Genomic DNA, 26,456 nt, shown 5'->3' with positions numbered 1-26,456 from the left:
GACCGTCCAGAGCGGTACGGTCAGGCGAATTTCGGCTGCCGCGCATCCCCCGTCAAACGCGCACGCTCGCTATCGGGCCAAAGCAGCAGCAGGCCGAGCAAGCCGGACACAATCAAAATGACGGCGTTGATGGTAAAGCCGGTCATGTATCCGTCGAGCAATCCTGACGCACGCTGGATCACGCTGCCCATGACCGCCGGGGCCAAGATGCCGGCAAGCGTGTAGATCGCTCCATAGATCGAGATCACGGCGCCGCGCTGGGACACCGGCGTAAACTCCCCGAGCATGGGCGCACAGACCACGTAAATCGATCCGCACAGCCCCGACCCTGCCACCAGCAAGGCGATCTGCAGCGCAGCGCCCTCGATATGCGGGATAACGGCAAGGATTGATCCGCCGACGATCAAGGGGACCGCGCCAAGCACCCCGCGCGCGCCGCGGGTAGAAACCCCGCGCGCCATCAGGACCTGCGACGTCCACCCGGTGAGGAGCACGACAACGGCACCGAACACCCACGGCAGAATCGAGATCCACCCTGCGTCCTGCTGCGAGAAGCCGAGCCCCTTGACGATGAAGGGCGTGAACCAGGTGAGCCCCAGCGACAGCGCCCAATAGGCGCCGAAAGTCGCGGCACAGCAGCCAATGAAGGTCCGCGAGGTCAGCAGCTGAACATAGGGAATGCGGGGCTCCGCCTCCGCCGTCACGGCAGTTTCAACCAGCGGGCCTTCCTCGCCCAGGATCAGCCAAGCCGCCACCCACACCAGGCCGACGACGCCGAGCGCGCCGAACGCATAGTGCCAGCTGTAATTGACGATCACCCAGTTCAGCGCCGGAACCGCGAGGATGACGCCGAAGGCGGATCCCTGCGACAGCACCGCGGTGGGCAAGGTTCGCTTCTCATCGGGAAACCATTTGTAGATCGCATGCACCGCCACCGAACCCGCCGGACCCTCGCCGGCGCCGAGGATCACGCGGCAGATCAGCAGCGTCGAGAAACTGACCGTACCCACCATGGGGAACTGGGCCAGCGCCCATATGACCGCCAGCACAAGCAGCACCCAGCGCGTCGCGATGCGATTGACCAGGAACCCGACCACGATGGCGGCGATCGAAAACAGGAAGAAGAACGCGGAGCCAAGCAGGCCGAACTGCTCGGGCTCGAGCTTCAGCTCGGTCATGATCGGCACGCCGGCGAGGCCGACCACGATCTTGTCCGCGAAATTCACCAGCATGAGGAGAAACAGCAGAAACGTGATCCTCCAGGCACCTTTGGGAGCCGGTGGCGTGGTCATGATCGTTCCCTCATCGCGGTTTATTGTCTTGCTGGCCCTGTTGGATCGGCCGATCCAATGCTACCCAAGCCCGATCAGGCAATGCAACCAGGCATTTTGGCTGGATCCCGCTTGCTCTCAGGCCGCCGCCCGATGCAGTTTCGGACGGAAGCCGCAACCGGACGACGATCGCGTCGCCGTCATGTCTGAGACCGCGATCTCCGGTATGGTCTTGGTACGTTGCGCGACGATCATAGGGCTTCCATGGTGACACGCTTCGCATGACAACCGGCAAACAGATCGTGCTGAGCGTTCGCAATCTGACCAAGGCCTATCGTTCCGCCGGCGAGCAAATCGCCGTCCTGCGCGGGGTGAACCTGAGCGTCGCGGCAGGCGAGCGCGTCGCGCTGACTGGCGAATCCGGCAGCGGCAAGAGTACGCTGTTGCACCTGATCGCGGGCCTCGATCGGGCCGACGCCGGCGAAATCAGGCTCGCCGACACGTCGCTCTCGGATCTCGGCGAAGCTGGCCTGGCGGCAATGCGGCGCGACCGGCTCGGTCTGGTATTTCAGCAATTCAACCTGATCCCGAGCCTCAATGTGAGGGATAACCTCGTGTTTCAGTCTCGCATTGCCGGCTGCCACGATGCGGCCTGGCATGCCGAGCTCGTCGAACGATTGGGCCTCGGCGGCCTCTTGGACCGCTATCCCGAGCAATTATCCGGCGGCCAGCAGCAGCGGGTCGCGATCGGCCGCGCGCTGGAGGTCAAGCCGCTGCTACTGCTTGCCGACGAACCCACCGGTAACCTCGACGAGGCGACCGCAGATGACGTTCTCGCGCTCGCGCGCGATCTGGTCGCTCGAACCGGCTGCGGCTTTCTGATGGTCACCCACTCGGCGCGGCTGGCCGCCACGCTCGACCGGCACGTCAACCTCAGCGCGGGACTGATCACATGAACCGCATCCTGTGGATTCTCGCGGTTCTCCTGAGTCATTGGCGGCGGCATCCGATGCAGCTCGCCACCTTGCTGATCGGCCTGATTTCGGCGACCGCGCTGTGGAGCGGCGTACAGGCACTGAACCAGCAGGCTCGCAGCAGTTACGACCGCGCGGCCGCCACTTTCGGCGGCGCCAGAACGGCAGCCCTGGTCGGCCGTAGCGGCGCCACCTTCCCGCAGCAACTCTTCGTCGACCTGCGCCGCGCCGGATGGCCGGTGTCGCCGGTACTCGAGGGCCGCATCCAGATCGGCGGCAGGTCATTCCGGCTTCTCGGTATCGAGCCTGTCACGCTGCCGGCCGAAGTCGGCAATGCGCCGGCGATTGGAAGAGCAGGCCTGCAATCCTTCGTCACACCACCGGGAGAAATCCTGGTGTCGCCCGAGACGCTTTCCGAGCTCGGGCTGCCGGAAGGCGCCTCGCCCCCGGCGAGCGGCAGCGCCGTGCTGCCGCCGCTTCGCGTGGCGGCGCAACTCGCGCCGGGCATCATGGTGGTCGATATCGGCATTGCGCAGCGGCTTCTCAAACTGCCCGGTCAAGTCTCCCGCCTCCTGATCGGCAAGGCCGGAGGCCACCGCGTCCCGCTCGAGAATGTCACCGGTGACAAGCTCCACCTGATAGCGCCGGACGCGGAGAGCGATCTCGAACGCCTCACCGACAGTTTTCACCTGAACCTGACGGCGTTCGGCATGCTGTCATTCTTCGTCGGGCTGTTCATCGTCAACTCCGCGATTGGCCTTGCGTTCGAGCAACGTCTGCCGATGTTGCGAACCTTGCGCGCCTGCGGGGTATCGGCGCGCATGCTGAACACGGTGCTGGTCGTCGAACTGATATCGCTGGCGCTGGTGGCGGGCCTGGTGGGGCTGGTCTGCGGCTACCTGATCGCAGCCGCGCTGCTGCCCGATGTCGCAGCGTCGTTGCGCGGGCTTTATGGCGCGCAGATTCCCGGTCAGCTGACGCTCAAGCCGGAGTGGTGGATCGCCGGCCTCGCCATCAGCGTCGTCGGTGCGCTGCTGGCTGCGACCGCGAGCCTCTTGAAAGCGATCCGCCTCTCGGTGCTGGCCGCGGCCCAGCCCTATGCATGGCAACAGGCGCAGCACAGATGGCTGGTGTTGCAGAGCACGGTTGCCCTCGCCGTGCTCGGCGCCGCCGGCGGCTTTCTGTGGCTCGGCGATTCCCTGGTTTCAGGTTTTGCGCTGCTCGCGGCGCTGTTGCTCGCCGCGGCGCTGGGATTGCCTGCGGTTCTGGAACTGGTGCTGGCTCAGGGCCAGCGGCGTGCGAAACGCGCGCTGGCGGTCTGGTTCTGGGCGGACAGCCGTCAGCAACTTTCGGGATGGTCGCTGGCGCTGATGGCGCTGCTGCTCGCGCTCTCGGTCAATGTCGGCGTCGGCACCATGGTCGAAACCTTCAGCCGAACGTTTACCGCCTGGCTCGACGGGCGGTTGGCGGCGGACGTTTACATCAATGCATCTGACGATGCGCAGGCCACAGCCATCAAAGCGTGGCTTCGCGAACGCCCCGAAGTCGCGGCGATCCTGCCCGGCGGCCGAGCCGAAACCCAGATCAATGGAGCGCCGGTTGAAGTTCTCGGCATCGCCGATCACGCGACCTACCGCGATCACTGGCCACTGCTCCAATCGACCGCAGACCATTGGGCCAGGCTTCGTGCGGGCGATAGCGGCCTGATCAGCGAGCAGCTGGCCCGACGGCTGAAGCTTGCCATCGGCGACGCGGTCGAGGTGCCCGCACCCGGAGGAAACTGGACGCTCGAAGTGGTCGGCATCTACGCGGATTACGGCAATCCCAAGGGGCAGATCGCGGTCAATTTTGCCGCGCTGATCCGGCGTTTTCCCGATATCCCACTGACGCGACTTGGCTTGCGCGTCGCGCCAGCGGCGGTTCCGGCGCTGATGTCGGCGCTGGCTGACAAATTCGGACTGGATGGCCGAAACCTCGTGGACCAAGCGACGCTGAAGGCCGAATCGACGCAGATCTTCAACCGGACCTTCGCGGTGACGGCGGCGCTGAATGCCTTCACGCTTGGGGTCGCCGGCATTGCCTTGCTGACCAGCCTGCTCACGCTCGGCAATTCCCGGCTGCCACAGCTTGCGCCGCTCTGGGCGATCGGGATCACGCGCCGGCAGCTTGCGGCCATTGAACTCCTGAAGACCATGTCGGTGGCGCTGATCACGGCGCTGCTCGCGCTGCCGCTGGGCCTGTTGGTCGCGTGGTGCCTGATCGCCGTGGTGAATGTAAAAGCGTTCGGCTGGCGGCTGCCGTTTCACGTCTTCCCACTGCAATTGATCGAGCTTCTCGGCGTGGCCATCGCGGCTTCGCTGGTCGCCGCGATGATTCCCGTTCTCAAGCTGGCGCGGATGCAACCGGCAGCCTTGATCAAGGTTTTCGCCGATGAACGATAGGCTTCGAATATCGCGGCGCGGCTTCGCGGGCGGCGCGCTTGTTCTCGCCGTCAGCCGCACGCCCGGCTTTGCACAGGGCTTTGCCGGGCTTGGCATGAGCGGAGAAGGTTTCGCGCCCGTCGTCCCGGGCAAGACCTTTGCCTTTCCAGCCGATCATGGCCCGCATCCGGACTATCGCATCGAGTGGTGGTACCTGACCGCCAATCTCGTGGATTCGGCCGGCACAGCCTATGGCGCGCAATGGACCTTGTTCCGTCAGACCACCCGTCCTGGCCCACAGCAGGAAGGGTGGGCCAATCAGCAGCTATGGATGGGCCACGCAGCCGTCACGCGCGCCGACGCCCACCGCTACAGCGAAGCCTTCGCCCGCGGCGGGGTCGGCCAGGCCGGCGTCGAGGCAACGCCATATCGCGCCTGGATCGACTCATGGCAAATGCGCGGGCTCGATGGCATGCGCGAGAATACGCTCGCGCCGCTTGAGCTTAGCGCTTCGGGCGCCGATTTCGCCTACGCGCTACGGCTCGACGCCGATCACGCAGTGGTGCTGCAGGGAGAGGCCGGCTACAGCCGGAAATCCGAACGGGGACAGGCCTCGTATTATTTCAGCCAGCCCTATTTCAGGGCGACCGGCAGCATCACCATCGACGACCGGCCGGTCGAAGTCACCGGACAAGCCTGGATGGACCGCGAGTGGAGCAGCCAGCCGCTCGCCTCAGGTCAAACCGGTTGGGATTGGTTGTCGCTGCACTTGAACTCCGGCGAAAAGCTCATGCTGTTCCGGCTGCGTCAGAACGACGGCCATCACTACGCTTCCGGCAACTGGATTTTGCCGGATGGCAAAACCCGGCAAATCGCGTCCGCCGATATCACCATGACGCCGAAGACCTTGACCGGGATCGAAGGGCGCAAAATCCCGACCACCTGGGATATTGCAATTCCCTCTCTGAACCTCGCGATCTCCTGTGTGCCGCTGAATGCGAACAGCTGGATGGGAACGAGCTTTCCCTATTGGGAAGGGCCGATCGGTTTTGCGGGCAGCCATGGCGGGGTTGGATATCTGGAGATGACCGGCTATTGAGTCCATCGCCTTGGCTCCTGAGAGAGGAATTCTCGTCATGTTTCATTTCACCGCGCTCGTCACCTGCCTGGCCATTCTGTTTTATTTCCTGACCGGCGCGCAGGTCGCGAAGGCGCGCGCCGCGTTCGGCATCAAGGCGCCGGCGATATCGGGCAATCCCGACTTCGAGCGGGTTTTTCGCGTGCAGATGAACACGCTGGAGTGGCTGCCGATCTTCCTGCCCGCGCTGTGGCTGTTTGCGATCTACATCAGCGATGTGATCGCGGCTGCCCTTGGCCTGGTCTGGATCGTCGGCCGCATTCTTTATATGACCGGTTACTCAAAAGCCGCCAACAAGCGCGGGCTGGGCTTTGGGATTCAGGCCGGTGCCGCCATCCTGCTCTGGCTGGGCGCAATTGGCGCAATTGCGTGGCGACTTGTTCATGCATGAGGGCGGGTCGCTGCGTTCGAGGGCCGAATCTGCGCGTTGCGGCACGGGCGATCGCGAAATTTGACGCCGCGGCGGTTATTTGACTTCGGGCTGATCCCAAGTTTAAGTACCGGGTGCAGCGGTAAATCCGCACTGTTCTATTACGACGTCAGTCCTTTGGAGTGCTTCCCGCGCGCGAAGGTTGTAGCGAGCCCCTTGCATGAATGCCTTTTTCAAGCGCCAGCTTGCGGATTACGTGGAATATCACCGCGATCCCTGGAATTGCGCGATGCATGTGTTTGGTATTGTCACGTTGTTCCTCGCCGCGGTTCTCCCCCTCAGCCTGTGGCACCTTTACGCGCTGGGCGCATACGTCACCATGGCGCCGATCATGGTCTTGCCGGTGCTGATCTACTGGTTGTTGCTCGACGCAGCCCTCGGCACCGCGATTCTTGGCGCCGCTGCCGTGTTGCTTTCGGCCGCTGCGACCATTGTGAGCCATGCCAGTCCCGTCACGGTGTGGTCGATCACGGCCATATTGATCTTTACCGGCGTCAGCTTTCAGGTTGTCGGGCATCGGGTGTTCGAACAACGACAGCCGGCACTGGTGGATAACCCAACGCACTTGCTGCTCGGGCCGATGTTCGTGATGGCGAAATTGTTCATCGCATTTGGTTTTAGGCACGACCTCGCGGTGATTATCGGTCAGGTTCCGCCGCAATCGCCGCGCGGCCCTTCACCCTATGTTGAGGAACATCAGGTCGAGCCGCTGCCACATTCATGACCCGGGTACTTGTCACTGGCGGCACCGGTTTTATCGGACAGCACCTCGTATCGGCGCTCGCTGCTGGCGGTCGACGGGTCCGGGTGCTGGATATTCGCCCACCGACCTGCGCGGTTCCAGACGTCGAATATGTCGCGGGTTCGGTCCTTGATCCGAACCAGGTGGACGCGGCGCTCCACGATGTCGCCGAGGTTTATCACCTCGCCGGACTTCCTGGTATGTGGATACCTCGAAAGAGCGATTTCTATGCGGTGAATTGCCACGGCACGGAAGTCGTCGTCGCCGCTGCGCGCAAGCGCGGGATTGCGCGCTTCCTGCATTGTTCGACCGAATCCATTCTTTTCCGGCCATCGCCGCTGCAGGATGCCAGCGAGTCCAGCCTGCTGCCGCCACAGGAAATGCCAGGTCTCTATACCCGCTCCAAGATGCTCGCCGAGCAGTGCGCCGCGCAGGCTGCGGCATCTGGATTTCCGCTGATCATCGGCACGCCGACGATGCCAATCGGACCCCACGATCACAACCTTACGCCCCCGACCGCCATGCTCCGACACTTTCTGAGCGGGCGCGTCCAATTGTACCTTGATTTCATCGTGAATCTGGTCGACGTGCGCGACGTCGCCGTGGGCCTGATCCTGGCGATGGAACATGGGCAAATTGGGCATCGCTACATTCTCGGCGGCGAGAGTATCTCGCTGAAGAATATCCTGCAGCTGATGTCGACGATCAGCGGCCGCCGCTATGTCTCGATTCCGGTTCCCGGCCGAGTGGCGGAAATGTCCGCGGCAATGCTGGAATTCATATCCGATCATGTGACGCACCGTCCGCCGACCGGTACGGCTGAGGGCGTGCGGATCGCGTTGCGGGCGACGGAGCTATCGATCGAAAAATCGCAACGCGAGCTTGGCTATGCGCCTCGCCCCATTGAACCCACGTTGCGCGAGACGATTGCCTATCTTCTCGGCGGCCGCGGCAAAGGGTTGTAAATCCGGTCTCTTCCTCGGCTTTCGCCGCATTTGCCAGCACCGTCCAATCAGGAATATAAGTCAGCCCATGATGCATGATCCGAACCAGTTTCTAGCCTTCGTCTGGAGCGGCTGGACCGCAACGTGGCCCACGCAGTTGCTGGCGCTGATCTGGGTTGCATGGCTCATCAGCTGGGGCATCGGCTCATTCTTTTCCGGTCGAACCGAAAAGCACGTCCGGACCTGGGACTCACGGGCCTACCGCATCCCCATTCTCGTGGGAGCCATCCTGCTGACGCCCTGGACGGCGGAGATTCTCGCAGAGAAACCGCTATGGCAGGTCGGCACTGGGGGCACATATCTGCTCGCGGCCCTGACCGCAGCGGGCTGCCTGTTCACCTGGTGGGCGCGAATCCACCTCGGACGTTTCTGGTCGAACGCGATCACGCGCAAGGAAGGCCACCGGGTGATTGACACCGGCCCTTACGGACTGGTTCGTCATCCGATCTATACCGGGCTTATCGGCGCCATGATCGCGACGGGCATCGCGGTCGCGACGGCGACAGCGCTGCTCGGCACGGTGTTGATCGCAATCGGCCTCTGGCAGAAGGCGCGCATGGAGGAAGGCTTTCTGACGACCGAGCTCGGCGCGGACGCCTACGGACCGTACTGCCGCCGCGTTCCAATGCTGATTCCGTTCCTTCCGCAACGCTGAGTTCAACTTATCTTGCCGTCGCGTATGGCGCCTGCGGCTTGCGGCATTAGTGCTTGGGTGGCGACTGCCCCGAGACCTCGACCAGCGGCACCAGATGGCGCGGAACGACGACGCGTTCGCCCGGCACCAGCGGCGTGCGTTCCGCTCCCTTATTGATCTGGGTGACCGACCAGAGCGGCACATGGTAGGTGGCCGCGATCGTCTGCAACGTATCCCCCGCACGGGCGAACACCGGCATGCCGCTATCCCAGAGGTCGATCGCGGCCTTGGCAGGAACGACAAAGCGAATCGGCACAGGCTCGTCTTCGACCCTCACCGACGTTGTCGCGAGCTGCACGATCTTGGCAAGTAACTGGACTTGGACCGTTTCCATCTTTTCGATGTTGATATGCGAAACTTCATCATGTTCCGAGAGGTCGAAGCTCGCATAGTGGCCCCGGTATCCTGGCTGCGGCTTGACGTCACCGCCGCCCAGAACGCTTTTCGACAGGAAGACGTTGATGAAGCGATCGACATTGAGCGGAACGCTGGGTGTGACATGGGCTGGATCGATCGCGACAGCCAGGCTTATCCGGATGCCTTCAGCCTCAAGGATTTCGGAGAACTTCAGCACGCAAAACCCGCCCATTGAATGCCCGATCAGAATGATCGGGGCGGGATTCTCCCGGTAGTCACGAATCGCTTGCGCGGCGATGATGCGGCAAATCGTGAACTCGTAGACACTCGCCGGAATACCTGCATGTTCGATCCGCTCGGTCAGCCAATCCATTCCGCGCGAGAAAAATGGACCCATGGCACCGCGGAACAGGTAGGCGCGCCCGTGCAGCTCAGCCGTTGGCTGAGGCGCGGGTGGCAGCGCGGCGGTCTCGCTCGATACCGCGGCCGGACCCGCTACCGCCAGATCGAAGCCGCCATGGAAGAGCAGGGCCCACAGCATCGCTCCAAGAACGACCGTTGCAACTCGCGTCGGATTGATCATGCGCTCCGCGAACCATTGTAGACGCTGGTAGCCCCATCACATGGCGCCGGCCTCGGCGCATTCGGAGCAGAGAGTACGCCATTCGATGCACGACGCGTACATTACAGCCGTCGAATTGGTAGAATTGTGGCGCGCTTTGATATCACGCCTGTAACCCGCACAAGCGGCAATGGCGCGACGTCGCGCCATTGCCGGCTGCATCCAGGATTTACCTTGCTGTGCTCGTCTCTGGCTTCGGCGCCGCAGACGCCTCTCTCGGCCGGCTGCTAAACGCAACGGCATCAATGGCGCTTATCACCTTGCGCTGGATGATCTCGTTCTTGTCGATGGTGATGTGGCCGACACCCGGGACATTCTGCACGTTGACGTTCTCCAGTGATCCGTGCAGCTGATTTGTTCTGGCCACGGGCTCGCCGTTGCCGTTGCCGATGTAGAAATTGATATAACGCCCGACACGGCCGGCCAGGCTGGTGCGAAACACCGAATCCAGGCCTATCGCCAGTTTGACGGGAGCACCGAGCTGGTCGAGGCGCGCTACCATGTCCGGCAGGACCGTTGCACCCGAGGAGTGCCCGACCAGAACGATCGTCCGCACCCGTCCACTCCTGTATTCTGCCGCGGCTTCGTCGGCGAGGGATGACCAGGACAGATAATTGACGACGGTGACGGGGATGCCCTGCGCCTGCAGTTTGGCGGCGATGTCGTCGAGCCCCAGGGAGAAGATATTGAGCACACCACGCAGCAGATAGACATGGGTCCCGGCCCCGCCCCCCGACGCGGGAACCGCGGCATTCGCGCTTGAGCCGATCGGAAGCATCAGCAGCAGCAACGTAACCGCAAGGACTTGCAGCGACCGCAGCCACAATCGGCCAGACAACCGACACCTGTCGACAAATTCCGTGTAGCCGCTGGATGACTTCATTGGTTCTCCTCGGACGCCCAAATTGGTTGGTCGGACCGTAGACTCGGCGCGCTCGCATCTGCAACATAGGGAGCCACCGCAGGTGATTTAATGCCCGCTGCGTGTCCCTATTGCAACACCCTGGTGAATTTAAAGCTGCTTTGGGCTCTGCCTCTGCATCTTAACTGTGCTGGCTCTGTGGCGCAGGTCGGAGTGACGCTGCGCTGGGTCCCGGACATAGCGAGCTTGCGATCACTGCGTCAGCGGGCAGCCGCTGTCTTTCGCAGAAGGGAAAGCCTTGTCGCCCGGCACGACGGCAAGCTGTTTGTAGTAATCCCATGGCTTCTTGGATTCGGATGGTTTCTTGACCTCGAACAGATAGAGGTCGTGCACCATCCGACCGTTCTGCAGCACCTTGCCGCCCTGGGCAAACATGTCGTCGACCGGCAGCTCTTTCAGCTTCTTGGCAACAGCATCGGAATCCTTGGTGCCGGCCGCCTTCACGGCCTTCAGATATTGCAGCGTCGCCGAATAGGTGCCGGCCTGGATCATATTAGGCATGCGTCCGGTTCGCTTCATGAAACGCTCCGAGAACGCGCGGGTTTTGTCGTTCTGGTCCCAGTAGAAACCTTCCGTCAGCACGAGACCCTGCGCTGCCTGCAGCCCGAGGCCGTGCACTTCGGCGAGTGTCAGAAGCAGTCCGGCCAGCTTCTGGCCGCCGGCAACAATACCGAATTCCGCCGCCTGCTTGATCGAGTTGGTGGTGTCCAGCCCGGCATTGGCTAATCCGATTATTTTCGCTTTCGAGCTCTGCGCCTGCAGCAGGAACGAGGAGAAGTCCGACGAGTTGAGGGGAATGCGGACCGAACCCAGTACCTTGCCGCCGTTTGCCGTGACGATCTCGCTGGTATCTTTTTCAAGCGCATAGCCGAAGGCGTAATCGGCGGTCATGAAGAACCATGTGTCTCCGCCGGCCTTGACCAGCGCGCCACCGGTGCCGACGGCGAGCGCATGGGTATCGTAGGCCCAGTGGAAGCCATAGGGCGTGCAGGCATCGCCGGTCAGGCGCGAGGTCGCAGCGCCGACGACAATATCGATCTTCTTCTTTTCCTTGGACAGCTCTTGTACGGCGAGCGCGACCGACGACGTCGTCAGTTCGGTGATCATGTCGACGCCTTCGACCTCATACCAGCGCCGCGCGATGCTGGTGGCAAGATCGGGCTTGTTCTGGTGGTCGGCGGAGACGATCTCGATCTTCTGGCCGAGCACGCTGTCGCCGAAATCCTCGATCGCCATCCTGGCCGCCTCGAGGGAATATTTGCCGCCATAGTCCGCGTAGACCCCTGACTGATCGTTGAGAATGCCGATCTTGACACCCTGCGCCGACGCCGGAACCGCGAGTAACAGCCCGCATGCCGCAACAGCAGCCGGCAACATTCCCAATTTCATATTTGCCTCCCCCAAAATCCCGATTCTGATCATGATATTTTATAACTTTAACGCTGCCCATCTATTTAGGAATGAGCCGAAAGTAGGGTCGCGAACTGTTTTAGACGATGGGCACCTGCTATCCGGCTTGAGCCGGCGTTTTCCGGTGCGATCGGTCCGCCAGGTTGCGGACCAGCATGTAGAAGATCGGCGTGAAGACCAGCCCGAACAGGGTCACCCCGAGCATGCCGAAGAACACGGCAACCCCCACCGCCTGACGCATTTCCGATCCCGAACCGGACGAGACGACCAGCGGCAGCACGCCGAGAATGAACGCGAACGACGTCATCAGAATCGGACGCAACCGCAGCCGGCAGGCTTCGATAACAGCTTGCAGCCGGTCGCGGCCCTCAAGCTCGATATCGCGGGCAAATTCGACGATCAGGATGGCGTTCTTCGCCGCCAGTCCGACCAGCACCACAAAGCCGATCTGAGTGAGAATATTGACGTCCTGTCCCATGATCCGCACGCCGATGGTCGCGGCCAGCAGGCACATCGGCACGATCAGGATCACGGCGAACGGCAGGCTCCAGCTGCCATATTGCGCCGCCAGCACCAGAAACACGAACAGCACGCAGATCGGGAACACATAGAGGCCGGAATTGCCGCCGGTGACCTGCTGATACGACAGGTCGGTCCAATCGTACGAAAAGCCGCTGGGCAGGGTCTGGTCTGCCAGCCGCTTCATGATGTCGATCGCCGTCGCCGAACTCGTTCCGGGGGCCGTATCGCCCTGAAGTTCCGATGACGGATACAGATTGTAGCGCGCCACGCGATCCGGACCGGCGGTGTTGTGGAAATCCACGACGCTGCCCAACAACACCATATCGCCGGCGGCGTTGCGGGTGCGCAAGCGGGCAAGATCGGCGGTCTCCTTGCGAAACGGCAGGTCCGCCTGCGCGGTGACGTGATAGGTCCGGCCAAGAATATTGAAATCGTTGACATAGGCCGAGCCAAAATAGGTCTCGATCGCGTCCGTCACATTCTGGATCGGTACGCCGAGCTTCTGTGCCTTGATGCGATCGATATCCACGAACACCTGCGGCGTATTGGCGCTGAATGGCGAAAACACCGAGGTCAGCCCCGGCGCCTTGCGAGCCGCGGCGACGAGTTCGTCGGTTGCCGCCGCCAGCAATTCAGGACCGCGGCCCTGCCGGTCCTGGATCCGCATGGTGAATCCGCCGCCGGTACCAATGCCGGGAATCGAGGGCGGCGGGATCACGATAATGAAAGCGCCCTCAAGGGCGGAAAGCCGCTTGCGCAGTTCGCCCGTGATCTTCGCGGCCGACAAGCCCTTTTTCAGACGCACCTCCGGTTCTTCGAACACCGGAAACAGCGCGGCCGAATTGCTGGCCTGGGTGCGCGTTGCGCCGGACAGTCCGGCGAACGCCGCCACGCGCACGATGCCAGGCGTGTCGAGTGCGATGCTTTCGACCTCACGTACGATCTCGGTGGTTCGCGCCAGCGAGGCCGCGCCCGGCAATTGCACGGAGACGATGACGTAGCCACGGTCCTGGGCCGGAATAAACCCCTGCGGCGTCGAGACGAGCAACCAGCCGGCGCTGCCGATCAACGCCACGTAGATCAGAAGCATCAGCGCCGAGTGTTTGATGACAAGGCTGGCGGCACCGGCGTAGCGATGGGACAGCCAGTCAAATCCGCGGTTGAAAATGTCGGTGAATCTTTCCCAGCCGCGGCCGATCAAGTTCCAGCTTGCCGGCGGCCGCTTCTCCTCGTGGGGCTGCAGGATTTGCGAAGCCAGCGCCGGCGACAATGTCAGCGAGCAGAAGCACGAGATCGCGGTCGCCACCGCGATGGTGATGGCAAATTGCTGAAAAAACTGCCCGGAAATTCCGCCGAGGAACGCGGTCGGCACGAACACCGCGCACAGCACCAGCGCGATCGAAACCAGCGCGCCACCGACTTCCTCCATGGTGCGCAGCGCGGCATCCCGCCGGCTCATGCCGTCGCGAAGATGGCGCTCGACATTTTCGACCACCACGATCGCGTCATCGACCACAATGCCGACCGCGAGCACGAGGCCGAACAGGGTAAGATTGTTGATCGCGAAACCGAGCGCTGCCATCGCGGCAAAGGTACCGACCAGGGAAACCGGGATCGCCACGATCGGGATGATGGCGGGGCGCCATCCCTGCAGGAACACCAGCACGACAATGACCACGAGGATCATCGCCTCGTAGATCGTCTTGATCAATTCGCTGACGGACTGCGCGATGAATTCGGTCGGATTATACCCGATATTGTAGTCGAGACCTTTCGGGAAATTGGCCTTGAGCCTGACCATGGCATCGGAAATGTTCTTCGCGGTAGCCAGCGCGTTCGAGCCGGGGCGCTGGGTCACCAGCATCGCAACCGCGGTCTTCCGAAGCAGGAAACTGTTGGTGGTGTAGTCCAGCGCCCCCAATTCGATACGGGCCACGTCACGCAGCCGCACGGTGCGTCCGTCTGCGCCGGCTTTGACGAGGATGTCCTCGAATTGCTCGATATTCTTCAACCGGCCGGTGAAGGTGAGATTGGGCTGGAAGGCGCGATCCGCGATCGGAGGCGCCGCGAGCTGGCCTCCGGCGATCTGCAGGTTCTGCGCACGGATCGCCGCCAGCACGTCGCCGGCCGTCAATCCGAGATTCGCGATCTTGTCGGGATCCAGCCACAGGCGCATCGAGTAATCGCGCGCGCCGAAGATCTGGATGTCGCCGATACCGTCAAGCCGAAGCAGCTGGTCGCGAACCTGAAGCAGGGCGTAGTTGCTGATATAGAGCTGATCGAAGCTGTCGTCGGGCGACAGCATGAACACCACCATCAAGATGTCCGGGCTGTTCTTGCGTGTGACGACGCCGTTTCGCTGCACCTCGTCAGGCAATTGCGGTTGCGCAATCGCGACCCGGTTCTGAACCAGCACCTGGGCCTTGTCGAGATCGGTGCCGAGCTTGAACGTGACCGTGATCGTGAGCTGGCCGTTCGAGGTCGCCTGGCTGTAGAGGTAGAGCATGTCCTCGACGCCGTTGATTTGCTGCTCGATCGGCGCCGCAACGGTGTCAGAAACGGTTTGCGCGGAAGCTCCGGGATATTGCGTGGTGACCACGACGGTCGGGGGCACCACTTGCGGATATTCCGCGACCGGCAGCGTGGTGTAGGCGATCGCACCGACGATCAGGAGCACGATGGACAGCACCATCGCCAGAATCGGCCGGTTGATGGAAAGCTGGCGGAGGTTCATGTCTTACTACCGGCAGGGGCGGCCGCCTTGGCGGCATGCGGGGTCACCTTCGCCCCAACGCGCGCACGCTGCAGACCATCGACGATCACGCGGTCGTCCGGCTTCAGGCCTTCGCGGACCACGCGCAAGCCTTCGTCGATCGGTCCGAGGACAACCGGCTTCGCCTCCACGGTATCGTCGTCCTTGACCACGAAGACGATCTTGCGCGATTGATCGGTGGCAATGGCAGTGTCCTGCACGAGCAGCGCCTCGTAAGGCGCGCTTGCGATCAGGCGGACCCTGCCAAACTGCCCCGGCAGAATCGAAAAGTCCTTGTTCGGGACTACCGCTCGTCCACGCAGCGTGCCGGTCGAAACATCCAGCCGGTTGTCGAGGAAATCCACCTTGCCGTCGTGCGATGGTTTGGTTTCGCCGGTCAACGTCACCTGGACCGGATTTGGGTTGTCGCGCGAACTCGGGCGCTTGCCCTCGAAAAACAGCCGGTTGTATTTGAGGTAGGTAGCCTCATCCATGTCGAAATAAACGTAGATCGGGTCGAGCGAAACGATCGACGTCAGCAGCGTTGAGCTGCCCTCGCTGCCCTGGACGAGGTTGCCGACGCTGACGAGATGCCGGCTGACCCTGCCGCCGATCGGGGCGACGACATGGCTGAATTCGATATTGAGCTGGGCCGCCTTGAGCAGACCTTCGGCCTGGGTCTGCGCCGCCTTCGCCGCCTGCAGCGCCTGGCGGCGCTGGTCGACGGTGGAGTCCGCGACGTCCTGGGTTTTAATCAGCGTAAGCGCACGGTCGAGTTCACGCTTGGCAAGTTCCGCCTTGGCGCGCGCATCCGCGAGCTGGCCATCGGCCTGCTCGGCAACTGCTTCGAAGGGGCGCGGATCGATGATGTATAAGAGGTCGCCGGCCTTGACGAAGGCGCCGTCGCGGAATTCGACGTTGGTGACGAACCCGCCGACCCTGGCGCGAACCTGAACCTCTTCGACCGCGTCAAACCGTCCGGTGAATTCGTCCCAGTCCGTGACGGTGCGTTTGGTGGGCTGGGCAACCGTGACGGGCGGTGCAGCCGCCGCGACCGGCGGCGCCGCCTTGTCATCGCAGCCCGACAAATTGACCGCGAGCAGAACGATGATCGGCCCGAGACTGCAGAACGAACCAATATTGACAATTCGAGCCAAACGCCCCGATTTCTCAGTCGCGCTCACTGCCTTCTCCCCTGAACTATTGTCGCGATCGATCGAGGTGACCAGGACCCGCGGCAGGACCAAGATGAGATCAGCCGACAGTCTGTTCAAGAACCGGTCGGGATCAAGCAAAATTTGTCTTGCGCAGCGCGGCCAGCAAACAAAAAAATATCTGCGTCGGCCGGAACCGCCGGAATAATTTACTGGCCGGCAAGTTTGAAGAGCAGCCTCCGGCGCAATTCCATTCAAGGTGCTGTGTGACAGGCACATTGCACGGCGCCGACACACGGTCGGATCTGCGTGCGCGTGCAACCTTACGTTCGCGTCAAAGCAAACCGGCCCGCTCCCGGCTGGAGCGCCGAACATGGCGGAACGCATTTTGAGGCTCCCCAGCTTGCAGCTACTCCGCTAGATTGCCTCTAACGAACAAAACCAAGGGTCCGGGGAGGACAATCGCCGTGTACGGGGGGCGCACAGCTTTCGGCGCGATGGCGGAGGTCGTTTTCGGCCGCCGGGCCGCCGACGCCGTGGTCGGGCAAATCGACCGTTTCGGCGCTGCCCGCGCATTTCTGATCGTCAGCGACACGCTCAGCCGCGGGACCTCCGCGATCAAGAACGCGATCAGGAAAACAACGTCGGAGATTCCGCGCAAGATCGAGCGCCCGGCACCCATACGCGAAGCTCTTCTTTTGCCTGCATCCTAAAATCGTTTGGAGGAAAGATGTATACCGGCAAGCATGCTCATCTGCGTCCCCTTCAGCCCGCCTTCATCATGGCGAATTCCGGCGAGGCCGTGAGCTACGCCGAACTCGAGGCGCGCAGCAACCGCCTGGCGCACCTGTTTCGCAACCACGGCCTGAAGCGGCTCGACCACTTCGCGATCTACATGGAGAACAATAGCCGCTATCTGGAGGCCTGCGGCGCGGGCGAGAGAGCCGGCCTGTATTATACCTGCGTCAATTCATACCTGACGGGAAGCGAATTGGCCTACATCGTCGCCAATAGCGAATCCCGGATCCTCATCACCTCCGGTGCAAAGCTTGAGGTTGCCCGCGAGGCGCTCGCGCAATGCCCCAAGGTCGAACTCTGCATCGTGGTGGACGGCGCCAGCGAAAGCGAGCGCATTGTCGGCCTGCACGAAGCCACGCGCGGATTGCCCAAGAAGCCGATAGAAGACGAGTATATCGGCACCGCGATGCTCTATTCGTCGGGCACGACCGGGCGGCCGAAGGGCATCTTGCGGCCACTGCCTGAACAGCCCCCGGGACAGCAGCTGCCGCTTTTCGATTTCCTGCAAAAACTTTGGCAGTACCGCGAGGGCATGATCTATCTGTCACCCGCGCCGCTCTACCATTCGGCGCCCCAGGCTGCGGTCAATCTCACGATCAAGATGGGCGGCACCGTCATCATCATGGAGAACTTCGACCCGGAACGCTATCTCGAACTCGTCGAGAAATGGGGTGTGACCCATAGCCAGTTGGTGCCGACGATGTTCTCGCGCATGCTGAAGCTGCCGGAGGCGGCACGAAAGCGCTACGACCTGTCATCCCTCGAGATCGCGATTCACGCTGCCGCCCCCTGTCCCGCGGCGGTGAAGGACGACATGATCAAATGGTGGGGACCGATCATCAACGAATATTACGGCGCCACCGAAGGCCTCGGGTTTACCGCCTGCAACAGCGCCGAGTGGCTTGCCCACCGAGGGACCGTGGGCCGGGTCCTGCTTGGCGAACTTCACATTCTCGATGAGGACATGAAGCCCAGCCCCGCCGGCACGCCCGGCACGGTCTGGTTCAGGACCGCGACGCCGTTCGAATATTTTAATGACCCGAACAAGACCCGCGAGGCCCGTTCGCCGGACGGCAGCATGAGCACGGTCGGCGATGTCGGCTATGTCGACAGCGACGGCTTTCTGCATCTGACGGATCGCGCGACCTTCATGATCATCTCGGGAGGCGTCAACATCTATCCGCAGGAATGCGAGAACCTCCTGATTACCCATCCCAAGATCGCGGACGCCGCGGTGTTTGGCGTCCCCAACACCGATCTTGGCGAGGAGGTAAAAGCGGTGGTGCAACCGATGCCCGGGATCCAGCCGGGGCCGGATCTCGCCGAGGAATTGATCCTTTTCTGCAGCCAGTCGCTGTCGCGCCAGAAGGTGCCGCGATCGATCGATTTTGATAACGAACTGCCGCGGCTGCCAACCGGCAAGCTCTACAAGAGGCTGTTGCGCGACCGTTACTGGGGCAACAAGGCATCACGCATTTTGTGATAGTGCCAGCATTCGCAAGGGGCGGCGCTCTTGAAACACACCGGCGCGACGGCAAAACCCTCGGCGTAGCTCCCACGCGCAGCATCTTACCTCGTTGCAAGCCAGATAAGATGGCGCGCACCGCTGCGCCTTGCGGTGGCGCGCACGGCAACCTCGTTCACAGCGAAGCCGGCGTCGCGAAGCCGCTTGGAAAACAAGGGATGCGGCCCCGACGACCAAACCGCGAGCACGCCGCCCGGCCGCAAGGCCCGGCGGATGGTCTTCAGCCCTTTCAGATCGTAGAGCGCATCGTTGGCTTTGCGGATCAGACCCTCCGGCCCGTTGTCGACATCGAGCAGGATCGCGTCGAACGCCGACCGATGAGATTGAATCACATCGACGACGTCAGCGGCGCGAATGCTTGCGCGAGGATCGGCAAGGCTATCGCCGAAAATGTCAGCCATCGGACCTTGCGCCCACGCGATCACGGCGGGCACCAGTTCGGCCACCGTGATCCGCGCGTCGGATCCCAGCACGGCAAGCGCGGCGCGGAGCGTGAACCCCATGCCCAATCCGCCGATCAATAAATGTGGACGCTTGACCGCTTCGATTGTCTTGCAGGCGAGCGTGGCGAGCACCTCCTCGGATCCGCTGAGGCGGCTGTTCATCAACTCGTTCTGGCCCAGCATCATCGAGAACTCGGCGCCTCTTCGCATCAGGCGAAGTTCGATGTCTGCGCCAGGCACCCGTGCGGTATCGATCTGCAACCATGGAATCATGCGACGCTTCTATGCTATAAAGGTTTCGCAACCCGGAGTAGCACAGGCAGCCTGCGCGACCGCCGTCGGGTCCGGATCGCCACCCTATTCGATCACCCTCGCCGATAGCCATAAAATACGCCGCTTGATTGATCTGCAGGTTTTTGCTGAAATGGGTGCGGGCTGAGGTGCACAATGAAGTGGAAAAAGGAGCGCGACCTTCTGATCGCGCAAACAATGGCATTTGTTCAGTCCGTCGCAGTGAAGACGACGGAGGTTGCAGGCCGGGTTGAACCAATTCCGCTGAATGAACCCGACAAGGTGGAACGACCTGTCGAGACCGCAGCGATCATGCGCCCGTCTCCGGTTCGTCACAGTGAACTTCGCGAAGAAATCCGGGGAAGGGTGGCGGCGTTCCGCGCCCACCAGGAGCTCTTCAATCGTCACCGCGACGAATATTGTGACTCTGTCCTGGCGAAGGTTCGCGCTTCCACGGAGCACCAATCCACGGCGCCGGGCCATCAGCCGGGCAAACATTGATCCGGATCTTGCCGACGCGGTCCCCAAGCGCGGGGAAAACGGCCTGCATGGCGCGATTTTTGCAGACTTTAATCGGCTAGCCCGTTGCCGACAGCAAGCGAGGCCAATCAGAGGAGCAACGTCATGACGCTACTAAATCGAAGGGGTCTGCTGGGCACGGGATCCGCCATGTTGGCGCTCGCGGCGTTTGGCAGCAAGGCCGCCCTGGCGGCGGGATCGCCGGGATTGACCACCCACATGCTCGACACGGCCAACGGCAAGCCTGCGGAAGGCGTGAGGATCGATTTCAGTGTGCTCGAGGGCGGCGCGTACAAACTGATCAAGACGGTTCACACCAACGCCGATGGCCGGAACGCCGAACCTCTGCTGACCCCCGAGAACATGAAAGTCGGGCAATACGAATTGGTGTTCTATCTCGCCGAATATTACACGAAGCTCGGCACCGTGCTGCCCAATCCGCCGTTCATCGAAAAGGCCGTGATCCAGTTCGGCATGGCCGATGCGGCTTCGCATTATCACGTCCCGCTGCTGGCATCACCCTGGAGCTATACGACCTATCGCGGCAGCTAGGAACGTCGCATTCAAGCGGGGGGCCGCGATGATGAGCCGTCACAGAATACTGTCGTCCTTGCTCGGTGCCTGGTTGCTTGGGCCGGTCATGATCGCCGTCGCGATCGCCGGCCCGGTCGACATGGCATCGATCAATGCGATGGATCGCGCGGCCTTCGTCCAGAAATTTGGCGGCATCTTCGAGAACTCGCCATGGGTCGCCGAAAAGGCCTGGGAAAAGCGGCCGTTTGCAAGCCTCGATGACATGCACGCGGCGATGGTGGCGGCGGCGAAATACGCACCGGCGGCGATGCAGCTCGCCCTGTTGCAGAGCCACCCCGACCTCGCCGGCAAGGAGGCCGAGGCCGGCACGATGACCGCGTCATCGGTCGCCGAGCAGGCCAGCGCCGGGCTCAACGCCCTGTCGCATGCCGAGATGACGCGGATGTCGGACCTCAATGCCGCCTACAAGAAGAAGTTCGGATTTCCGTTCATCATCGCGGTGAGGATGCACACCAAAGAGGGAATTCTGTTCGAGTTTAACCGCCGGCTGCAGAACGATACCCAAACCGAATTCGCCAACGATCTGGAAAATGTCTACATCATCACCAGGCTGCGGCTGAACAAGCTGCTGGACGCGAGTTGAGCGGAACGCGTTTTCAAGCAAAGCATGCCCTCGGACTTGATCCGTGGGCGGGCACCGGGCCGCGTGAAGAAAACGCATTGTGAAGGAGGGTCAAAGACTCTAGAAACGTCGCGCGACCTTCTGCTGCTCACCGGCGAGATTCTCGGCCGCGACAGCCCGGCGAAACCCTTTGCGCGCCTGCAATCGCTGCCAGTAGGCCGCAACCGCCGGACCGAACTCCCTGGAGAGTCCGATTCTCTGCGCCAGCAACAGCGCATATCCGACGGAAATATCGGCAGCAGTAAATCGGCCGGCACAGAGCATACCGCTATTTGTGACGGCGGCTTCCACACCGCGCAGCCGGCCGAAGAACCACTTGGTGTAATCCGCAGCCACTTGCGGATTGCGCCGCTCTTCCGGTTCGAGCTCGGTATAGCGCAGCACCAGGGTTTGCGGGAAGGTCAGCGTTGCCTCGCCGAAATGCAGCCAGTTCAGATACGCACCGAAATCAGGCTCATCGACGCCTACCGCGAGCGGCGTCGGACCGTAGCGCGTCACCAGATATTGCGCGATCGCCGCCGATTCCGTCATGCGCGTATCGCCTTCGAGCAGCAGCGGAATGGTGCCGAGCGGATTGAGGCCAAGATATTCCTTGGCGAACACCCTTGGCGGAAACGGCAGCATCTTGAGATCGTAGGTCAGTCCGAGCTCTTCGAGCGTCCATAACGGCCGGAACGAGCGCGCCGCGGCGCAGTGATAAAGTGTGATCATGTCGTTCCACTCCTGCCTCAGATTCACGGCCGCTCTATATCTCGAAAGCGTTCTCTATCTTTGCGGAAGCGCCTTTCGAAGCTAAACCGCGCGGCAAGCAAAAGCCGCTAGTGTCCCTTCGAGGACAGCCGTAAAGTCTGGACCGCTGATCGTTAATCCTCGCAACAACGCGCCTTGCGGTCCTGCGGGAGGTGCCCCAAGTAAAAGAGCTGGAGCAAACGACGCCGAACCGCCATGGGATCGCAGATGCACTATCTGCCGCTGACGCCAGTATTGTTTTCCATCCTGGTCTTCCTGGTTATCGGGCTGATCATCTTGGTTCAGCTTCGCATTCTCAGATATGCCTATATGAAGCTCGGGTTGAGTCCGGGGGGCGCGCTTGTTCTGCTGTTCGGCTCGCTGATCGGCAGCTATTTCAATATTCCGGTTACCTTCCTGCCCGGACCGCTGGTCAGGTCGGGGCAAATCGTCGATTTCTTCGGCATGCAATACGTCGTGCCGCTCGTGACCTCATGGCCCGGCACGGTTCTCGCGGTCAATGTCGGCGGCGCGGTGATACCGACGATCATGTCGACCTATCTGGTGATCCGATATCAGCTATGGCTCAAGTCAGCGATCGCGATCGCCGCCATCGCTTTCATCATCCATTCCATGGCCACCCCGGTACATGGAATCGGCATCGCGGTGCCGGTCTTCGCGCCCGTTGTGACCACGGCAATCCTTGCGTTCATCCTGTCCCGCGAATACGCGGCCCCACTGGCCTATATCGGCGGCTCGATGGGAACGCTGATCGGCGCCGATCTTCTCAATCTCGACAAGATCGCTGGCCTGGGTGCTCCGGTCGCATCGATTGGCGGCGCGGGAACGTTCGACGGCATCTTTCTCACCGGGATTCTCGCCGTCCTGCTCGCCGGCATTGCTTCTCCCTCACGCCCGAGACCAGCCTGGTGAGCGAAGGGCTGTGCCGGCACTCTCTCCGGCGAGTTGCTACCCTCCCCAACTATCAATAATAAGAAATGAAAAATCCCGGAGCGGGCGATCCCTGTCGACCGTCCATTCCGTCCAACAAACAAGGGGTCGCGGTTACGCCTATGGAAGCTCGGTCAAGTAGTGCGCCGACCGGTAAATGGTCGCCCTCCTCCCATGCCAGCAGCGTCGTCAAAGGCATTCATGCCATGCTGCACCCGCGCAATATTGTGCTGGTCGGCGCGACCGACAAGCCGGGTAATTACGCCGAGCGCATCTGGAACAACCTGAAACATTACAAGTTCGAAGGCGGCCTCTATCCGCTCAACAACAAGCGCGAAACGATCTGGGGCGTCCCCTGCTACAAGGATTTTGCCAGCCTGCCGGACAAACCCGATCACGTGCTCGTGCTGGTGCCGGCCCGTTTCGCGGTTCAGGTGATCCGGGAGGCCGCGGCGGCCGGCGCCCGCTCGGCGACGATCGTGACCTCCGGCTTCAGCGAATTGCAGGACGACGAAAGCCAGAAACTTGCCGCCGAGCTGCAACTGGCGATCCGGGAAACCGGCCTCGCCGTCACCGGGCCGAATTGTCTTGGCAATCTGAGCGCCGGCGAAAAATTATTCACCAACATCGACGACCGCGTGGTCACGATGGAGGCCGGTCCGGTCGCGATCGCCGGCCAATCCGGCGCGATTGTGATGGCGATCCGCCAGGCGCTGGAAGATCGCGGCGTCGGCGTCGGCTACATGGTCACGACCGGAAACGAGGCCGGACTCGAGACACCCGACCTGATGACCTATTTCGCGGCCGACCCCTCGATCCGCGTGATCGTGGTTTATCTTGAAGGCGTGCGCAATACCGAGATCTTCCGCGAAGCCTGCAAGGCCGCCCGCGCTGCCGGCAAGCCGGTGATCGCGCTCAAGCTCGGGGCGTCCGAAGGTGGCCGCGCCGCCGCGATGGCGCATACCGGCGCGCTGGCCGGTTCGATCGAGACCTTCGACGCGATCTCGACCCGTGAAGGTGTGATCCGCGCGCGGGGTCTGGACGAATTGATCGAAACCACCGAATGCTTCGTCCACGCCGACCTGCCGAAGGGCTCGCGCCTTGCTGCCGTGACCTTGTCGGGCGGCAAGCGAGGCCTGCTGATCGATGCCTTCTCGTCGGCAGGCCTCAATTTCGCTCAACTGAGCCAAGGCGTCAGCGACAAGCTCGCGAAAATGCTCGGGCCTGGCTCTATCGTCGGCAATCCGCTCGATGCCGGGTTCGCGGCCGTGGTCGACCCTTCGGTCTACATGCAGTCGATCAGGATCATGGTCGATGATCCCGACACCGACATCGTCATCATCGACTCTGAATTGCCGAAGGCGCCGCATGAATTGCGCGAGCGGAATTTGCGTATCGTCAACCAGATGGCGTCGGCCGCGGGCAAACCGGTTGTCTATGTCTCGGCGATGTCGATCGGCTTCACCGAATTCACCAAGGGATTGCGCCAGTCGCTGCCGCATATCGCCGTGATGCAGGGTCTGGACCGGGCGGTGGGCGCAATCAAGTCGCTGATCGGTTACGCCTCGCTGCGCAAGCAAGTGCCGGATATCGTGTCGAGCTCCAGCGCCTCGGCGCGCGCGACGCTGGAGCGCATGCTCAAAAACGCCAAAGGGCCGGCACTCGACGAAGTCGCCTCAAAAAAGCTGCTGAGGGCCTACGGCATTCCGGTGTCGAGGGAAGAGATTGCGCGGACCGCGGCTGACGCCGTCAGGATAGCCAGGAAGATCGGCTTTCCCGTCGTCGCCAAAGTTGTCAGCGCGGAGATCCTGCACAAGTCCGACATCGGCGGCGTGGTGCTGAACATCAACAGCGTCGCCGAGGTCAGGAAGGCTTTCAACGACATCACCGCGCGGGTGAAGAAGCTGAAGAGCAAGCCGAAGCTCGAAGGCATCCTGGTCGCACAACAGGTCAAGTCCGAGCTTGAGCTCGTCGTCGGCGCCGCACTCGATGCCGAAATGGGTCCGGTGGTGCTGTTCGGAACCGGCGGCGTCGATATCGAACTGATGAAGGATGTCGCGCTGGCCGGCGCCCCGCTCGATGCGGCCGAGGCCAGGGAGTTGATCGGCCGCACCAAGGCCGGCGTGAAGCTCAGGGGTTATCGCGGCAAACCCGCACTGCACGAAGCGTCAGTGGTGAGGGCGCTCGTCGGCCTGTCCAACATGATGGCCGACGCGGGAAGCCGGATCTCCTCCATCGACGTTAATCCGTTTCTCGTCAATACTCGGACCGGCGTTGCCGTCGACGGCCTGATTGTCCTCAATAGTGCCGCGGCCGACGGCGCCGCCGGCCATTGATGCTGATAATGGGGGTTCCGATGAGATTTGCGTTAGGTATCCTGGCGATGGTGGGCGCAACCGTTTCCGGCGCCGCGATGGCGCAGGCGCCAGCGGCTGGTTCTTCTTCTGCATCCGTGCCGTCGCCATCGTTTCCGGCGTGGGCCTATCCATGGGCTCCCGACTTCAAGGGCCCACCTGACGACGGCGTTCCCCGCCACGTGCCTGACAGCGCGGCAGCCTTCACGCTCACCCAGGAGCGCAATCTGTTCTTCGTTCCGGACTGGCATCCCGACGACCATCCGGCGATGCCGGACGTCGTCGCACACGGCAGACAGCCGGACGTTCGGGCCTGCGGCTCGTGTCATCGCGCCGAAGGGACCGGCGGCCCGGAGAATGCAAGCCTGGCCGGGCTGCCCGCTTCCTACATCGTCCAGCAGATAGCCGACTATAAAAGCGGCGCGCGGAAATTCGCCGGCCCACAGCGAAGTCCGAGCCTGCTGATGACGGCCATCGCCAAAGCCACCACCGAGGAAGAAGCGAAAGCCGCGGCGGCTTATTTCGCGGCGCTCAAGCCAAAGGCAAATATCAGGGTCGTCGAGGCCGATACCGTGCCGAAGACGCAGATTGCCCGCGTGTTCTACATGCTTTCGAAGGATGGCGGCACCGAGCCGATCGGCGAACGTATCGTCGAGGTTCCGGTGGATGCCGAACAGTTCGAGCACCGCGACACCCGTTCGCAGTTCATCGCCTATGTCCCGCAGGAAAGCATCGCCAAGGGCGAAGCCCTGGCCAAAACCGGGGGGAATGGCATTACAACGCCCTGCGCCACCTGCCATGGCCCCGACCTCAGGGGCGTGGATTCCGTTCCCGGAATAGCCGGACGCTCGCCCAGCTATCTCGTGCGCCAGATCTATGACTTCCAGCAACACGCCCGAGCCGGAAGCGCGGGTGCGCCGATGGCACCGGTGGTCGAGAAACTCACGCATGGCGACATGATCTCGCTTGCGGCCTATGTTTCGTCCCTGAAGCCCTGACCGACTGCGGCGCGAGAACGCGCTTTCCGGCTGGGCGAGGCTGCGGCTGCCGGCTTTAGGTCGTCCAATTGTGCCGGTTCGGGTGAGTTTCGGGTGAGAAATGTCCGTTACCCCCTGGAACAAAGGCCGGTGCACGGCGTTGGCCGGGGTTCACCGTTTTGGTTGAGCCTGGGGCATTGCGAGGGGAAGGGCGTTGCGTAACCAAGGTCTATCTGCCCGA

Annotated in this window: 23 protein-coding genes; 15 read left to right on the top strand and 8 right to left on the bottom strand. The window is 62.2% G+C overall.

Going from position 1 to position 26,456, the window contains the following annotated elements:
* Positions 1 to 20: 20 nt before the first annotated feature.
* Entirely contained in the window at positions 21 to 1,292 is a 1,272-nt protein-coding gene (locus tag E8A46_RS09835; protein ID WP_291559928.1) for an MFS transporter, read from the bottom strand.
* A gap of 260 nt (positions 1,293 to 1,552) precedes the next feature.
* Between E8A46_RS09835 and E8A46_RS09830 the strand changes: the two genes are divergently transcribed.
* The 7 genes from E8A46_RS09830 (at position 1,553) to E8A46_RS09800 (ending at position 8,634) form a co-directional block, all read left to right on the top strand.
* A complete protein-coding gene (locus tag E8A46_RS09830) occupies positions 1,553 to 2,227 on the top strand; it encodes an ABC transporter ATP-binding protein (RefSeq protein ID WP_291559926.1) in 675 nt (224 codons plus the stop codon).
* The gene (locus E8A46_RS09825) at positions 2,224 to 4,686 is read left to right on the top strand and encodes an FtsX-like permease family protein (protein WP_291559924.1); all 2,463 of its coding nucleotides are present in this window, start codon (positions 2,224 to 2,226) and stop codon (positions 4,684 to 4,686) included. The genes E8A46_RS09830 and E8A46_RS09825 overlap by 4 nt, the downstream gene beginning before the upstream one ends.
* Positions 4,676 to 5,764, top strand: coding sequence for a lipocalin-like domain-containing protein (locus E8A46_RS09820; RefSeq protein WP_291559923.1), 1,089 nt, complete (start codon positions 4,676 to 4,678; stop codon positions 5,762 to 5,764). Before E8A46_RS09825 ends, E8A46_RS09820 begins: the two co-directional genes overlap by 11 nt.
* Before the next feature lie 37 nt (positions 5,765 to 5,801).
* On the top strand, positions 5,802 to 6,194 hold the full coding sequence (locus E8A46_RS09815; RefSeq protein WP_291559920.1) for an MAPEG family protein: 393 nt from the start codon (positions 5,802 to 5,804) through the stop codon (positions 6,192 to 6,194).
* 199 nt (positions 6,195 to 6,393) lie between these two features.
* Positions 6,394 to 6,957 (top strand): Mpo1-like protein, encoded by a 564-nt coding sequence (locus tag E8A46_RS09810; protein ID WP_291559918.1) that lies wholly within the window; start codon positions 6,394 to 6,396, stop codon positions 6,955 to 6,957.
* On the top strand, positions 6,954 to 7,940 hold the full coding sequence (locus E8A46_RS09805) for an NAD-dependent epimerase/dehydratase family protein (protein WP_291559916.1): 987 nt from the start codon (positions 6,954 to 6,956) through the stop codon (positions 7,938 to 7,940). Before E8A46_RS09810 ends, E8A46_RS09805 begins: the two co-directional genes overlap by 4 nt.
* 67 nt (positions 7,941 to 8,007) lie before the next feature.
* The gene (locus E8A46_RS09800; RefSeq protein ID WP_291559914.1) at positions 8,008 to 8,634 is read left to right on the top strand and encodes an isoprenylcysteine carboxylmethyltransferase family protein; all 627 of its coding nucleotides are present in this window, start codon (positions 8,008 to 8,010) and stop codon (positions 8,632 to 8,634) included.
* Between the two features lie 46 nt (positions 8,635 to 8,680).
* Here the strand turns inward: E8A46_RS09800 and E8A46_RS09795 are convergent, their stop codons facing one another.
* The 5 genes from E8A46_RS09795 to E8A46_RS09775 form a co-directional block, all read right to left on the bottom strand.
* Positions 8,681 to 9,613 (bottom strand): LysM domain-containing protein, encoded by a 933-nt coding sequence (locus E8A46_RS09795; RefSeq protein WP_291559912.1) that lies wholly within the window; start codon positions 9,611 to 9,613, stop codon positions 8,681 to 8,683.
* A 208-nt stretch (positions 9,614 to 9,821) separates the two neighbouring features.
* A complete protein-coding gene (locus tag E8A46_RS09790) occupies positions 9,822 to 10,535 on the bottom strand; it encodes a hypothetical protein (protein ID WP_291559911.1) in 714 nt (237 codons plus the stop codon).
* A 231-nt stretch (positions 10,536 to 10,766) separates the two neighbouring features.
* Positions 10,767 to 11,963: an ABC transporter substrate-binding protein gene (locus E8A46_RS09785; RefSeq protein ID WP_291559909.1), complete on the bottom strand. Its 1,197-nt coding sequence runs from the start codon at positions 11,961 to 11,963 to the stop codon at positions 10,767 to 10,769.
* A 118-nt stretch (positions 11,964 to 12,081) separates the two neighbouring features.
* Positions 12,082 to 15,240, bottom strand: coding sequence for a multidrug efflux RND transporter permease subunit (locus E8A46_RS09780; protein WP_291559906.1), 3,159 nt, complete (start codon positions 15,238 to 15,240; stop codon positions 12,082 to 12,084).
* Positions 15,237 to 16,346: an efflux RND transporter periplasmic adaptor subunit gene (locus E8A46_RS09775; RefSeq protein WP_291559967.1), complete on the bottom strand. Its 1,110-nt coding sequence runs from the start codon at positions 16,344 to 16,346 to the stop codon at positions 15,237 to 15,239. The genes E8A46_RS09780 and E8A46_RS09775 overlap by 4 nt, the downstream gene beginning before the upstream one ends.
* Positions 16,347 to 16,909: 563 nt before the next feature.
* Here E8A46_RS09775 and E8A46_RS09770 point away from each other — a divergent pair.
* Together E8A46_RS09770 and E8A46_RS09765 are read left to right on the top strand one after the other, a co-directional pair.
* On the top strand, positions 16,910 to 17,125 hold the full coding sequence (locus tag E8A46_RS09770) for a hypothetical protein (protein ID WP_291559904.1): 216 nt from the start codon (positions 16,910 to 16,912) through the stop codon (positions 17,123 to 17,125).
* A 17-nt stretch (positions 17,126 to 17,142) separates the two neighbouring features.
* On the top strand, positions 17,143 to 18,693 hold the full coding sequence (locus tag E8A46_RS09765; RefSeq protein WP_291559901.1) for an AMP-binding protein: 1,551 nt from the start codon (positions 17,143 to 17,145) through the stop codon (positions 18,691 to 18,693).
* An 86-nt stretch (positions 18,694 to 18,779) separates the two neighbouring features.
* On the opposite strand, the gene E8A46_RS09760 is transcribed toward E8A46_RS09765, so the two are convergent.
* Positions 18,780 to 19,451 (bottom strand): spermidine synthase, encoded by a 672-nt coding sequence (locus E8A46_RS09760; RefSeq protein WP_291559899.1) that lies wholly within the window; start codon positions 19,449 to 19,451, stop codon positions 18,780 to 18,782.
* Positions 19,452 to 19,625: 174 nt separating this feature from the next.
* Here E8A46_RS09760 and E8A46_RS09755 point away from each other — a divergent pair, with 174 nt between their 5' ends.
* The 3 genes from E8A46_RS09755 (at position 19,626) to uraD (ending at position 21,165) form a co-directional block, all read left to right on the top strand.
* Positions 19,626 to 19,970, top strand: a complete 345-nt coding sequence (locus E8A46_RS09755; RefSeq protein ID WP_291559897.1) for a hypothetical protein — start codon at positions 19,626 to 19,628, stop codon at positions 19,968 to 19,970.
* A 168-nt stretch (positions 19,971 to 20,138) separates the two neighbouring features.
* Positions 20,139 to 20,540, top strand: a complete 402-nt coding sequence (uraH, locus tag E8A46_RS09750) for a hydroxyisourate hydrolase (protein ID WP_291559965.1) — start codon at positions 20,139 to 20,141, stop codon at positions 20,538 to 20,540.
* Between the two features lie 28 nt (positions 20,541 to 20,568).
* Positions 20,569 to 21,165, top strand: a complete 597-nt coding sequence (gene uraD / locus E8A46_RS09745) for a 2-oxo-4-hydroxy-4-carboxy-5-ureidoimidazoline decarboxylase (RefSeq protein WP_291559894.1) — start codon at positions 20,569 to 20,571, stop codon at positions 21,163 to 21,165.
* A 99-nt stretch (positions 21,166 to 21,264) separates the two neighbouring features.
* Here the strand turns inward: uraD and E8A46_RS09740 are convergent, their stop codons facing one another.
* Positions 21,265 to 21,915, bottom strand: a complete 651-nt coding sequence (locus E8A46_RS09740; RefSeq protein ID WP_291559892.1) for a glutathione S-transferase family protein — start codon at positions 21,913 to 21,915, stop codon at positions 21,265 to 21,267.
* Positions 21,916 to 22,149: 234 nt separating this feature from the next.
* Here E8A46_RS09740 and E8A46_RS09735 point away from each other — a divergent pair, with 234 nt between their 5' ends.
* From E8A46_RS09735 to E8A46_RS09725, 3 genes are all read left to right on the top strand, one after another.
* Positions 22,150 to 22,866: a DUF1614 domain-containing protein gene (locus tag E8A46_RS09735; RefSeq protein ID WP_291559890.1), complete on the top strand. Its 717-nt coding sequence runs from the start codon at positions 22,150 to 22,152 to the stop codon at positions 22,864 to 22,866.
* Positions 22,867 to 23,006: 140 nt separating this feature from the next.
* Positions 23,007 to 25,220 carry an acetate--CoA ligase family protein gene (locus tag E8A46_RS09730; protein WP_291559887.1) on the top strand — a complete coding sequence of 738 codons (2,214 nt, stop codon included), beginning with the start codon at positions 23,007 to 23,009 and terminating at the stop codon, positions 25,218 to 25,220.
* 20 nt (positions 25,221 to 25,240) lie between these two features.
* Positions 25,241 to 26,236, top strand: a complete 996-nt coding sequence (locus tag E8A46_RS09725; RefSeq protein ID WP_291559885.1) for a c-type cytochrome — start codon at positions 25,241 to 25,243, stop codon at positions 26,234 to 26,236.
* Positions 26,237 to 26,456: the final 220 nt, after the last annotated feature.

The organism is Bradyrhizobium sp. (assembly GCF_004799445.1).
GTDB lineage: Bacteria > Pseudomonadota > Alphaproteobacteria > Rhizobiales > Xanthobacteraceae > Bradyrhizobium.
This window is presented reverse-complemented; position numbering and strand designations above follow the sequence as displayed.